Source organism: Ruegeria sp. BHSA123, assembly GCF_059613425.1.
On sequence record NZ_JBXWSL010000016.1, the window covers coordinates 1 to 13047 of the forward strand.

Sequence of the window (13047 nt, forward strand, 5' to 3'; positions counted from 1 at the left end):
ATGCCCAGTCTGATCTTTGTTGCGCTCATGCAAACCGACATCCCGGGCGGAGATTTGTCGCGTTTCACATCCGCGACCCTGGTCGCAAATCTTCTGCTGGCAGGGGTGTTCTGGTTGCTGGTTCGCGTATTGAAACTGGATCAGCGCACGTACCTGTCACCGCTGATTTTCGGCAATACCGGCAATCTTGGCTTGCCGCTATGTATCTTTGCGTTCGGACAGATTGGCTTGGGTTACGCAGTCATCTTTCTGTCTGTAACTGCGCTGTTTTCTTTCACTTATGGAATATACCTAGTCGCCGGAAAAGGCGCATGGGGACAAGTCTTGCGCCAGCCGATGGCGTGGGCGACCATTCTGGGTGCAGTGTTTTTGTGGCAAGGGTGGCAAACTCCGACATTTCTAACCAACACGTTAGAGCTTTTGGGGCAAATGGCTGTTCCGCTGATGTTGGTCACGGTCGGTGTGGCAATCGCCCGCCTGACCTCGCGCAGTCTGGGGCAAGCACTCTGGTTGTCAGTCCTGAAACTTATCGTCTGCTTTGCGTTGGGCTGGGGGATTGGAGTGTTGTTTGATCTGGACACTGTCGCCTTTGGCGTTCTGGTCCTGCAAATTTGTACGCCGGTCGCTGTGACCTCATATTTGCTGGCAGAACGATTTGAGGCCGATTCCGATGCCGTTGCCGGCATGGTCATGGTGTCCACTGTGCTTTCCGTGGCGGCGTTACCCGTAATTCTTGCCATTGTTTTGTAGCGATTGTGATTTCCTCAGAGCTCAATCTACGCTAGAATAAACAAAAAAAGGCATGAGGCACATGAGCAGAATTCTTATCGTACTCTTCGGGGTGCTGCTTTTGGCATCCTGTGGCGGCGGGTCAAAACAACCGCCCAGCAAACTGAACGACGCATGCAGTATTGCGCACGAGCGACCGGATTTTATCAAGGCTTTCAAAAGCACCGAGCAGAAATGGGGTGTTCCGGTTCACGTTCAGATGGCCACGATTTATCAGGAAAGCCGATATCGCCACGATGCACGTACCCCACACCGTTACGTGCTGGGCGTGATCCCGATGGGGCGGCAAAGCAGCGCCTATGGGTTCAGCCAAGCACTGGACGGCACCTGGGATCAATATCAGCGCGAAACCGGCAAGCGTCGGGCCAAGCGGGATCGCATCCGCGACGCGTCGGACTTCATCGGCTGGTATATGAACAAAAGCTATGAGCGCAACGGCATCCACCCCGGCGACACACGCAATCAATACCTGGCCTATCACGAAGGCCACACGGGGTACGCACGCGGCACCCACAACAGCAAATCATGGTTGTTGAGCGTGGCCAATGACGTGGACGCACGCGCGCAACTGTATCAGGCGCAATTAGCGAACTGCCGGTACTGAGTCATACTCAACGGGTCAGCGATTGACTGACCCGCGTCTTTCCTTGTTCGAAAAAAGGCCCTGATCCAGGTCATCGCTTTCCGTCAGCGCGCCCAGAAGAACTGTGGTCTGACTGCCCGCGTTGTCATGGATCACCCATTTGCGAAGTTCGACCGGGTTATCGGTGAACATCAATTCAATCCGGCCTGCTTCAGGGTTCTTGGGGTCTTGTGCAGTGACCACTGTGGCCGTGCCGTCAAAGCTGTGGCCGACAACCATATTGGCCTGATCAAGATTCACATTGCGCGCCAGCACAATGGATAGCGGCGTGCGCTTCAGCGGGTATTGCTCGGGCGGCTGGTTCGATTTGGGATCAAAGATCTGTACACTGCCCGAGCGCGCCAGCACCACAGCGCTGTTGGGCGGGTCATATTCGAACCGCATCTTGCCCGGGCGCTGCATCCACAGCTGCCCGGTGCTCAACGAGCCATCATCATTCACCTGCGTGAACGTTGTCTGAACCGTTTTCAATCCGTTCAGGTAACTTGAGATTTGCGAAAGCGGCAGTTTTTCCGCCGCCCAGGCGGCTGGTGCAGCCAGTGTCAAAGCAAGGGCAAAAGCAATCTGTTTCATGCCGTACAGATAGGCTGTCTGCCCTTGTTATTAAATATCCTATTGCTCGGGGACGAGGATTTCGCGTTTCCCGACATGATTTGCTGACGAAACAACACCTTCCTCTTCCATCTGCTCAACAAGCCGCGCCGCCTTGTTGTACCCGATGGCGAGTTTCCGCTGAATGTAAGAGGTCGAGCATTTGCGATCCTTGATCACAATTGCCACCGCCTGATCGTACAGCGCGTCTTCTCCGTTCGTGTTGCCACCTGTATTCAGCCCCAGAACGGCGTCAATGTTGTCGACCTTGTCCTCGGCCGGTCCATCCAGAACGCTGCCCACGTAATCGGGCGGGCCGAATTGTTTGAGGTGGTTGACGATTTCCTCGACCTCTTCATCCGACACAAACGGCCCGTGGCATCGGGTGATCTTGGCGCCACCGGCCATGTAAAGCATGTCGCCCTGCCCCAGCAGCTGCTCGGCGCCCATCTCGCCCAAAATGGTACGGCTGTCGATTTTTGAGGTCACCTGGAACGAAATCCGCGTCGGGAAGTTGGCTTTGATCGTGCCGGTGATCACGTCAACAGACGGGCGCTGTGTTGCCATGATCAGGTGAATGCCCGAGGCCCGCGCCATTTGCGCCAGACGCTGGATACACGCTTCGATCTCCTTGCCCGCGACCATCATCAGATCGGCCATCTCATCAACAATGACGACGATATAGGGCATCGCTTCGGGCGCGAATTGTTCCGTCTCGAATGTTGGTTCACCGGTTTCATCGTCAAACCCGGTCTGCACCGTGCGGCTGAACAACTCGCCCTTGGCCAGCGCATCCTTCACACGGCCATTGTAGCCAGCGATGTTGCGCACGCCCATCTTGGACATCTTGCGATAGCGGTCTTCCATTTCGCCCACGACCCATTTCAGGGCCACGACCGCTTTCTTCGGATCGGTCACAACGGGCGACAGCAGATGCGGGATGCCATCGTAAACCGACAGTTCCAGCATCTTGGGGTCGATCATGATAAGGCGGCATTCATCCGGCGTCAGCTTGTAAAGCAGCGACAGGATCATCGTGTTGATCGCCACCGACTTGCCCGAACCCGTGGTCCCGGCGATTAGCAGGTGAGGCATCTTGGCCAGGTTCGCCACCACGGACGCGCCGCCGATATCCTTGCCCAGCGCCAACGGCAGCGCCTGATTGCCATCGCCGAAATCGCGGCTGGCGAGGATTTCGCGTAGAACCACCATTTCCCGGTTTTCATTGGGCAACTCGATCCCGATCACCGAACGGCCGGGCAGTGTCGAAACACGTGCCGAAAGGGCCGACATCGAGCGCGCAATATCGTCTGCCAAACCGATCACACGGCTCGCCTTAAGGCCCGGAGCGGGCTCCAGCTCGTACATGGTCACGACCGGGCCGGGGCGTACGCTGACGATCTCACCCTTGACGCCGTAATCGTCCAGAACGTTTTCCAGCATCCGCGCGTTTTCTTCCAAGGCCTCATCGCTCAGGTGATGGCGCTGGATATTTGCGGGGTTGGACAATAAGCCCAGAGGCGGCAGTTCAAAATCAGAGTGTCGTTCCTCGAAGGACAATGCCGGTTGCGCTTCGGCCTGCGCACGACGGGACGGCAACGGTGTCCGGCGCACGGGCTGCGCCACCACAGGCTTCCGCGGTTCAGCCACTGGGATCTTCATCGCCTGACGCGGTTGCGGCATGGCATCGGCGACATCCTCGAAAACCGATTCATCATCGATATCCAACTCGGACGCGTAGTCGTATTGTTCCGTCCCGGCCTCATAACCCATCAAAGCAAGCTCTGGTGCCTCTGGCGTGTCACCAGTGGACACCTGCGGCTCGGGGCGCAGACCATACGCCGTCACCGGCGGTTCCGGGGGCAATTCGGACAAGGTATGCTGGTTCAGGATCAGCGGATCGGGACGGCGTCCACGACCTTTGGTCAACGGCAGGCTGGGATCTGGCTCGGGTGTCATTTCGCCCACAGCAACCTTGCGATTTCGCACGGCGGCCGAGATTTTGGAGCGGATGCGATCTTCGCCGGGCATGTCGTCAAAGCCCGCGATCGGTTCCGGGTCCACCAGCTCGGGTTCGGGCATTGGATCGGGGCGACGGATAAGCGACGGCATTCGCGCCAACAGGCCCGATTTGACCGGAGGTTCAGGGCGTCCCAATTCAGGTTCTTCAAAAACAGGGTCGGCATAGACCAGTTCGTCGTCAAACATCGCCTCGACCGCTTCAGCCCGAGCAAGCTTGCGTTCTTCCCACTGCGCCCGGCGATCCCGTGCCGCTTGCGCGGCCGAAGCCGCACCGCGCCCCATCAGCGTCATCAGCATGTCATAAGACATCACAAGGCCCAGGATGAAGGCCCGGAAGCCACGTTTCACGTCGGCCTTGGTGAAGCCCAGCACAAAAACACCCAGCGCGGTCATACCGACGGCCATGGCCAGAGACATCAGTTTGACCAGAAAATGCGAGGAGATCGGCAACAGCGTCAGCAACGCGCCCATGACCGTGTCGCCAAACAAACCGCCCAAACCGTAGCTATGCGTTGCACGCCACTCGGCACCGGGAACAAGGGTTGCGGCATAGACCGAGGCTACAGCGATCCAGATCGGGGCAAAGATCAGGCGGGCAATGGCCCGGTCTTCACCGAAATGGCCCGCAAAACGCAGACCCCATCCAGCCAGAACAAGCGCGATGCCCCAGCTTCCCCAGCCCACGATCATGAACAAGGGGGCTGCAATAGACGCGCCCACCCGTCCCATCCAGTTCTGCACCGGTGCATCGGTCGAAACCATCCAGTTGGGATCATCGGGCGTATAGGACCAGATCATCGCAGCCGCGGCCAAGCCCAACAGGATCAGCGCGATACCGATCAGTTCCTTACTGCGTCGCTCCAGGGCTGCCTGTGTTGTGCTGTCCAGCAATGGGTCGCGGTTTCGCGCATTATATGATGCCATTTTGCCCTCGTACCTCACGTATAGATGCAGTCGCGGAGTGTGATCAGACCACGCTGCAACTCTGTTTTTGGGGCTACCAATGCAACCCGGATAAAGCCTTCGCCCGGGTTATTTCCCGGATCGCCTTGTGAAAGATATGCGCCAGGAAGAACCCGAACCCCGGTTTCCTTCCAAACCTTCAATGCCGCGTCCTCGCCATTCTCGACCGGCAACCACAGAAAAAACCCGGCCTCTGGCGACATGTAACCTTGCACGCCCGCAAACACCTCATCAGCAATGGCGTATTTCTCCTGATAGAGCGCGCGGTTTTGCTCGACATGTATCTCATCCGCCCAGACGCGCGCGGCGGCGGCTTGCAAGGGCAAAGGCAGTGGGGACCCGGCATAGGTGCGCAGCTTTTTCACCTGACTGATGGACTTTGGTCCACCTGCAATCAGGCCCGAGCGCAAACCGGCAAGGTTCGAGCGTTTGGACAGGGAATTAAACAGCGTGATCCGTTCGGGATCAGTCCCCAGTTCCTGCGCAACGGTCAGAACCCCCGTCGGGGCTTGGTCACGGTAAATCTCGGAATAGCACTCGTCGGCAAAGATCCGGAAATCATAAGCCTCGGCCAGACGGATCAGGTCAGCCCAATAGTCGCGCGACGCAACTGCACCCTGCGGGTTGGCCGGGGAACAGACATAAGCCACCGCAGTTCGGTTCAGCACATCTTCGGACAGGCTGGAATAATCCGGCAGATGACCTGTCGCAGCGGTTGCAGGGACAAAATAAGGTTGCGCACCCACCGAAATCGACGCGACCATGTAGACCTGATAAAATGGGTTCGGGCACAGGATGATCGGTTGTTTGCCATTCTTCTGTTCCGGGCACAGCGCCATGGCCGCATTATACAGCCCCTCACGTGTGCCGTTCAGCGCCATGACGTTGGTGTCAGGGTCCATTTCGACCCCATAGCGCCGCTTGATCCAGCCCGTGATTGCACCGCGCAGGTCTTCCGAGCCTTCGTTCGGCGGATAGCCCTGAAACCCGGCCGCGTTTTCCATGATGACATCCGTCACCCAGGCCGGAAAGTCATGCGTGGGTGCGCCAATCGTCATATGAACGACGTCACCGCCCGGTTGATGGTGATCCAACAGGGCGCGCAAACGCGGGAATGCATATTCCGGTAGGTTCGAAAACCGCTCGGGGAAATCCATATTACTGCCTCAATATCGGGGTCATTTGCGCCCCGTTTTTTTGGCAGATTACAGCCCGCATACCTCTTCGTCCAGACAAAGAGGTTCCGAATCAGTGGATTGTGGCATTCAAGCCAATGCCGATTCTGCCGCTGACCCCAACCGCAACAGGGCCTCTTCCGAGTTCGGATACCCCATCATCATCAGCCCGCAACCGGGCGTTCCGGTGGGCAGGGTCAGCGCCGCAAGCCCCATCAGGTTGCCGATCCGCGTGTTGCGAAGGGCCAGCAGGTTTTCAGTCACGTAATAGTCGTGATCGGTCATCAACCGGTCCAGATTGGGTGGCAGATTGGGAACGGTTGGCGCAAGAACGGCATCGAACCCGGCGGTGGCGGTATCCCATGCCGCGCGACAGGCTTCCAGCTTCGACCACGCAGCGACGTAGTCCGGACCGGATACGTCTTTTCCAGCCCGGAACCGTTCCAGTATCGGAGGATACATTACATCAGGATTCGCTTCGATCACATCTCGCCACAGTCCGTACGATTCGGTGGGATCGACAACACTAGACAGGGACATTGCGTTGTGAAGTTCGGGAACCTCAAGAGGTATAACCTTTGCGCCTGCGTCTCGAAGTCGTTCCAAACCAACCTCATAAGCGACTCGCGGTACATCGCGCAAATCGTCTTTAACCACGTTTTGCAAATCTGCAAAACGGCGGCCTTTCAAGTTTGCACCTCGCAGATCGGCAGGCGTTCCGCCCTCAAGCAAAGCCAGCATATGTGCTGCGTCTTCAACTGAGCGCGCCAAAGGGCCCACCGTGTCAAACCGAAGGCGCAGAGGTACAACCCCTTCCAAACTTATCCGCCCGGCGGTGGTTTTTAGTCCAACCAAATTGTTCCAAGCCGATGGGATGCGTACTGACCCAGCAGTATCGGACCCGATACCCCCAGCTGCCAAACCCCACGCAACCGAAGCCGCCGCGCCTGAAGATGAACCGCCAGGCACGGCGTCCTCATCGTCAATGCAAGGCGGCGTACCAGTGATCGGGTTCAATCCAAGGCCGGAAAAGGCCAGCTCGCTCATATGCGTCTTACCCAGACAGACCGTTCCCATCTGGGTTGCGTTGCGTACCACAAGTGCATCCGCGTCCGGCACCCGGTCTTTCAAAAGCGCCGACCCGGCCTCGGTCGCAGTACCAGCGGTGTCGAACAGGTCTTTCCAGCTAATGGGAACCCCATCCAGCAACGACCGCCGCAATCCCATCTTCGCGCGTTGCTGCGCGGCTTCGGCCTCGGCGCGGGCGCGGTCATGGGTGACGCGGGCATAGATGCGGTCGCGGTGCGGATGGGCGTCTATTGCGGACAGGTAGGTTTCCGTCAATTCAACCGGATCGATCTGGCCCATCCCAATTCCACGGCCCAAATCACACGCCGTCATGGTCAACCAATCCTGCATCCCGCCCCCTCCTGCTTTTTGGCTTGAAAGAACGGTAGCGACAGGACTGCACATGGACAATCCCGAAAGGGCGCGCATATTGCAGGGCATGACACAGGCATCTGACATTCTGATCGTGGGCAGCGGGCTGAACGGCCCGGCTTTGGCATTGGCTCTGGCACAAACCGGACATTCGGTCACAGTGATTGATGCGCTGGAAGAGAAGGTCCGCAAGAATGCGGCATTCGACGGGCGAGCCTATGCGCTGGCCTTGGCGTCACAGCGCTTGCTGGCTGCCATCGGTGTCTGGGACCGCGTTGCGGAACACGCCCAACCGATGCTGGAGATCAAGGTCACAGACGGCCACGCCGGTACAGGCCCGTCACCGTTTTTCATGCATTTCGACCACGCCGAAATAGAAGAAGGCCCGATGGGGTATATGGTCGAAGACCGTCACCTGCGCCGCGCCTTTCTGGACGCTATGGCTGATGAGCCCCGCATCACTCAGCTGAGTGGCAAGACTGTTGTGTCGCAACAAGCCGACACCACTGGAGTGACCGTGACGCTGGACGATGGTTCGACTGTGAACAGCAGCCTGCTGGTTGGGTGTGACGGCCGCCACAGCGGCACCGCGCGCCGCGCAGGTATCAAGCGCACAGGTTGGGAGTATGGCCAGACCGCACTTGTCTGCGCCATTGAACACGAGCTGCCGCATCACGGCATTGCCCATCAGTTCTTCATGCCGCCAGGCCCCTTGGCGATTCTGCCGCTGACCGGCAATCGCAGTTCCATTGTATGGAGCGAACGCACCAAGGCCGCGCAACAGATCAACGCCCTGCCCGAGGGCGACTATCTGCAAGTCCTACGCCCACGGTTCGGCGATTTCCTAGGTGAAATCCGCCTGGCAGGAGATCGTTTCACCTATCCTTTGAACCTGACCATCGCCAATTCCTTTGTCGCTGATCGTCTGGCACTGGTCGGGGATGCCGCCCACGGGATGCACCCGATTGCCGGTCAGGGCCTTAACGCCGGTCTGCGTGATGTCGGCGCGCTGGCAGAGGTTCTGACCTTGGCAGGGCGGCGCGGCGAAGACATCGGGTCGCTTATGGTGCTGGAACGCTATCAGGAATGGCGCAGGTTCGACACCGCTGCTCTTGCGATGGCAACGGATGTTTTCAACAAACTGTTCTCGAACGACAACCCGTTGCTGCGCATTGGGCGAGACGTTGGTATGGGAATTGTCGGCGCACTGCCGGGGTTGCAGCGCGGTTTCGTCCGCGAAGCCGCCGGTTTGACCGGAGATTTGCCCAAGCTGCTGCAAGGGCAGCCAATTTAGTCCAGCTGCCGTGCCTCGTCGACCAGCATGACCGGAATGCCGTTGCGGATGGGAAAAGCCAGACCTGCGGCCTGTGACACAAGTTCCTGCCTTTCGGCGTCATAGCGCAGGGTCGTTTGCGTCTGCGGGCAGACCAGAGCTTCGAGCATGCGGCGATCAAAGGCGTGTTCAGGGTCAGTCATTGCAGTTTTTCCTCATTCGATCCGCCTCGCATTGCGAATTCTATCAATGTCATCAGCGTCTCGCGCCGTGTGCGCAGGCAAGGGGCCTCTAACAAGGCCTGTTTGTCTTCCGGGTCAAAGTCCAGCAACATGGACAGCGAGTTCACCAGCAATTCATCCTCGGCATCTTTCAGAGAAGCCCAATCGGTGGACAATTGCCGGGACGAAAAGAAGCGTTCCAGCAAAGCTAGGAACTTGGTGCGATTGAACCTGTCGTCGTTTTCGGCCTTGCCCAGATCCCTGTCAAAGCCGTCCCACGAAACTTCGCACCGCCGGTATGGCGTGAAAGCGTCCAACTCTGAAACCACGCGGAACCGGGACACACCGGTCAGCGTGATCAGATAACGGCCATCTTCCGTTTCGGAAAACTGGGTCACACGCCCGACGCATCCGATGCGGTGCAGTTTGTTCTCATCATGGGCCGAAGGATTTGGCTGGACCATCGCAATCAGCCGTTCCTTGGTCTTGAGCGCATCGTCCAGCATTTGCAAATAGCGCGGCTCGAAGATGTGAAGCGGCAAGCGCGAGCGGGGCAACAACAGCGCCCCGGGCAAGGGGAACACGGATACGGTGTCCGGCAGATCGGCGGGATGCATCATGTCCCAATTCTAGCTCTGATCAGAAATTAGGCAAATATCATCGAGCTGAGTTTGCGGCGACCGTTCAGAACGATCGGGTCATTGGGCTTGAGCGCATCAAAGATCGTGAAAAGCTGGGTCTTGGCGGCCCCGTCATCCCACTCACGATCCCGGCGGAACAATTCCAGCAATTGCGCCACGGCTTCTTCCACTTCGCCGTTCGCATGCAATGCCTGTGCCAGGTCAAACCGGGCCTGAAGATTTTCGGGGTCTGCTTCAACGGCCGCTGTCAGATCAGCCACCGGACCCGCATCAGCCGCTTGCTTGGCCAGTTGCAATTGCGCATGCGCAGCCTCGACCTCGGCCGAGTTGGATATTTCAGCCGGTGCACCGTTCAGGATGGCCTCGGCATGCTCCAGATCGCCAGTGGCGATATGTGCCCGCACCAGCCCGCCATATGCTGCCGCGTGGTTCGGGTCTTCGCCAAGAACGGCGGCAAAAGTCTGCGCGGCATCTGCCGCTGCGCCTTCGCTCAGCATTTCTTCGGCGGCAACTACCGCGTCATCCAATTGACCACCGGGGCTTTCCCCACCTGACGCCTCGATCACGCGGTCTACGAAAGCCTTGATCTCGGACCCCGGCAGCGCGCCCTGAAAACCGTCCACGGGTTGCCCTTTAAAAAACGCGTAGACCGTTGGAATCGACTGGATGCGCATTTGCGAGGCGATCATCTGTGCCTCGTCCACGTTGATCTTGACCATCTTCACCGCGCCTTTGGCGGCGGTAACAGCGTCTTCCAGCATCGGGCCCAGCGTCTTGCACGGGCCGCACCAAGGTGCCCAGAAGTCAACGATAACAGGCGTTTCCTGCGAAGCTTCGACCACATCGATCATGAAAGTGGCCTCGGTCCCGTCCTTGATCAGATCGGTGGCTGGGGCGGCTGCGCCGTTCAGGATGTCCATGGCAATCACTCTTTCGTTCGAACTTGCGCTCTATATGCAATCGCTTGTCGCAGAAACCAAGGGCAGAGTTTCAGTTCAGATGTCGAAAGTCGCAAAGACCGGCGCATGATCGCTGGGCTTCTCCCACCCACGCGCATCCCGCAGAATGCGACTGGAATGACCCGCATTCGAAATATCGGGCGTGGCCCAGACATGATCCAGCCGCCGCCCCTTGTCTGCCGCATCCCAGTCGCGGGCCCGGTAGGACCACCAGCTGAAAAGCTGCCCTTCGGGAATATCCTGCCGGGTGATATCGACCCAACCACCCGCGTCCTGGGTCTCGGCCAGATGTTCCACTTCAATCGGAGTGTGCGAGACGATCTTGAGCAATTGTTTGTGCGACCAGACGTCATCTTCTCGCGGAGCAATGTTCAGATCGCCGACGAGGATGGATTTTTCCGGCTTTTCTGCGTGGAACCAATCGCGCATGCCCGTGAGATAGTCGAGCTTTTGGCCAAATTTCTCATTCACTTCACGATCTGGCACATCACCGCCAGCGGGAACATAGAAGTTGTGGATCGTGACACCATTCTCCATCCGTCCGGCTATGTGGCGTGCGTGGCCGAGATCTGCGAAATCCATGTCGCCCACCTCCTCTATCGGCAGGCGGGACAGGATGGCGACGCCATTATATCCTTTCTGGCCACGGGCAATCATGTGGGTATAGCCCAGCTCCGCGAACCCTTCGGTCGGAATCTTTTCAACCGGAGACTTGCATTCCTGCAAACACAGAACATCCGGTGCCTCTTCTTCCAACAGTTTCAGCACGATAGGTTCGCGCAGTCGGACCGAGTTGATGTTCCAGGTGGCAAGTGTGAAGGGCATGGCGAGGATTCCTCTGTCGCGATTTGGCGAAGGTTAACGCGGTGGGGGGTGGGGTGCCATCAGAAAAAAAGCTAGGACGGGTGGCTTTCATTTTGGGGGGCATCGTCGCAAATCTCGTACCAGTCCGGCTTTTCCGAAACAAATTCGTGAAACTGAACTTTCTGCTTTAACCCAGTATCCAATGCGTTTGCAGCGATTGGAAAACTGTCTGCTTCTGAAGTGATTTCGCCCAAAGATGTCCCGCATTTCGTGCAGAAACACCTGCCGTATTTGTAAGGCGGATCAGGCTGGTGCAGCGTTACGTTTTCCCTTCCCCGAACCCACACCAAGTCTTCTTTGTTGACAAATACGACTGTGCTGGCCCCGGCTTTTCTGCATCTTGAGCAATGGCAGGTTCCCATCACGGATGGTTGAGACTTCAGGTTAAACTTCACCGCCCCGCACAAACAGCTTCCTTCGATCATCACGCGCTCCTCCAACCTTTCGCAAGAATTAGAACATTACAGGAACAAAATGGATTTCGCAACGCCTGTGACGGTATAGGCGGCGCATGATCTCGCCCTTCAGAAAAGAAAAAAGCCGGGCCATTCGGCCCGGCAGTCCAACAGGGAGGTGCATGTCATAACCCGGACATGCGCGGGTTGGGAGTAACCTAATTATGAGTACAGGGTATCACTTTGATCCAAGTCAATCCACACCCAGTTAAGACACCAGCCTATATCCACCGGATTCTGTGACCAAAAGGCGCGCATTTGACGGATCGGGCTCAATCTTCTGACGCAGGCGGTAGATGTGGGTTTCCAGCGTATGCGTTGTAACACCAGCATTATACCCCCAAACTTCGTGAAGCAGCACATCCCGTGCCACCACGCCGTCGGTCGAGCGGTACAGAAATTTGAGGATGTTGGTTTCCTTCTCGGTCAGGCGGATTTTTCTGTCCTCTTCCGTGATCAGCATCTTCATCGCCGGTTTGAACGTATAGGGGCCAAGTACAAATACAGCGTCCTCGGATTGTTCGTGCTGTCGAAGCTGCGCACGGATACGTGCCAGAAGCACCGGGAATTTGAATGGTTTCGAGACATAGTCATTCGCGCCGGCATCCAGGCCCAGGATCGTATCGGCATCGCTGTCATGACCGGTCAGCATCAGGATCGGGCTTTTGACACCCTGTTTGCGCATGAGGCGGCACAGTTCGCGCCCGTCGGTATCCGGCAGACCCACATCAAGAATGACCAGATCATAGATCGCTTCGCGCGCGCGCTCCATGGCAGAGTGACCGTCCGACGCCTCGAACACGTCAAAGTCTTCGGTCATGACAAGTTGCTCGCTGAGCGCCTCGCGCAGATCCTCATCATCGTCCACTAGCAGGATTTTCTTGAGTTGAGCCATTTCCCGGTCCTCCAAACGCTTTTCCATCACTTGCGCGTGGAATATGCAATCAACAAGATTTGCTGCAACCGTTTCACGCCTTCGTGTCAGAGTTCGCGGAAATGTTTCACATTTCC

Annotated in this window: 13 protein-coding genes; 3 read left to right on the forward strand and 10 right to left on the reverse strand. The window is 57.6% G+C overall.

Features of this window, described 5'->3' with window-relative positions; all coding sequences use genetic code 11:
- Positions 1-750 (forward strand): AEC family transporter (locus tag AC2FNC_RS10660; protein WP_496715297.1); only part of this gene is annotated, 750 nt, incomplete at its 5' end.
- A gap of 61 nt (positions 751-811) precedes the next feature.
- Positions 812-1393: a transglycosylase SLT domain-containing protein gene (locus AC2FNC_RS10665; RefSeq protein ID WP_209504968.1), complete on the forward strand. Its 582-nt coding sequence runs from the start codon at positions 812-814 to the stop codon at positions 1391-1393.
- Positions 1394-1408: 15 nt separating this feature from the next.
- Here the strand turns inward: AC2FNC_RS10665 and AC2FNC_RS10670 are convergent, their stop codons facing one another.
- The 4 genes from AC2FNC_RS10670 to AC2FNC_RS10685 all read right to left on the reverse strand — a co-directional run bounded on the left by AC2FNC_RS10670 (position 1409) and on the right by AC2FNC_RS10685 (position 7602).
- Positions 1409-2005: a LolA family protein gene (locus tag AC2FNC_RS10670; RefSeq protein WP_480474135.1), complete on the reverse strand. Its 597-nt coding sequence runs from the start codon at positions 2003-2005 to the stop codon at positions 1409-1411.
- 39 nt (positions 2006-2044) lie between these two features.
- Complete coding sequence (locus AC2FNC_RS10675) at positions 2045-4969, reverse strand: DNA translocase FtsK (RefSeq protein WP_480517832.1); 2925 nt, start codon at positions 4967-4969, stop codon at positions 2045-2047.
- 14 nt (positions 4970-4983) lie between these two features.
- Positions 4984-6165 carry an aminotransferase class I/II-fold pyridoxal phosphate-dependent enzyme gene (locus tag AC2FNC_RS10680; RefSeq protein ID WP_480517834.1) on the reverse strand — a complete coding sequence of 394 codons (1182 nt, stop codon included), beginning with the start codon at positions 6163-6165 and terminating at the stop codon, positions 4984-4986.
- Between the two features lie 108 nt (positions 6166-6273).
- Positions 6274-7602 carry an amidase gene (locus AC2FNC_RS10685; RefSeq protein ID WP_480539611.1) on the reverse strand — a complete coding sequence of 443 codons (1329 nt, stop codon included), beginning with the start codon at positions 7600-7602 and terminating at the stop codon, positions 6274-6276.
- A 52-nt stretch (positions 7603-7654) separates the two neighbouring features.
- Here AC2FNC_RS10685 and AC2FNC_RS10690 point away from each other — a divergent pair, with 52 nt between their 5' ends.
- Positions 7655-8917: an FAD-dependent monooxygenase gene (locus AC2FNC_RS10690; protein ID WP_480517838.1), complete on the forward strand. Its 1263-nt coding sequence runs from the start codon at positions 7655-7657 to the stop codon at positions 8915-8917.
- Here the strand turns inward: AC2FNC_RS10690 and AC2FNC_RS10695 are convergent.
- The 6 genes from AC2FNC_RS10695 to AC2FNC_RS10720 form a co-directional block, all read right to left on the reverse strand.
- A complete protein-coding gene (locus AC2FNC_RS10695) occupies positions 8914-9099 on the reverse strand; it encodes a Trm112 family protein (protein ID WP_209504973.1) in 186 nt (61 codons plus the stop codon). The two genes, AC2FNC_RS10690 and AC2FNC_RS10695, sit on opposite strands and share 4 nt — an antisense overlap.
- Positions 9096-9737: an LON peptidase substrate-binding domain-containing protein gene (locus AC2FNC_RS10700; protein ID WP_209504974.1), complete on the reverse strand. Its 642-nt coding sequence runs from the start codon at positions 9735-9737 to the stop codon at positions 9096-9098. The genes AC2FNC_RS10695 and AC2FNC_RS10700 overlap by 4 nt, the downstream gene beginning before the upstream one ends.
- A gap of 26 nt (positions 9738-9763) precedes the next feature.
- Positions 9764-10678, reverse strand: coding sequence for a thioredoxin (gene trxA, locus AC2FNC_RS10705; protein ID WP_496715299.1), 915 nt, complete (start codon positions 10676-10678; stop codon positions 9764-9766).
- A gap of 75 nt (positions 10679-10753) precedes the next feature.
- Complete coding sequence (locus AC2FNC_RS10710) at positions 10754-11542, reverse strand: exodeoxyribonuclease III (protein ID WP_480506418.1); 789 nt, start codon at positions 11540-11542, stop codon at positions 10754-10756.
- 71 nt (positions 11543-11613) lie between these two features.
- The gene (locus AC2FNC_RS10715; protein ID WP_480517840.1) at positions 11614-12006 is read right to left on the reverse strand and encodes a GFA family protein; all 393 of its coding nucleotides are present in this window, start codon (positions 12004-12006) and stop codon (positions 11614-11616) included.
- Positions 12007-12244: 238 nt separating this feature from the next.
- Positions 12245-12931, reverse strand: coding sequence for a response regulator transcription factor (locus tag AC2FNC_RS10720; protein ID WP_171724917.1), 687 nt, complete (start codon positions 12929-12931; stop codon positions 12245-12247).
- Positions 12932-13047: the final 116 nt, after the last annotated feature.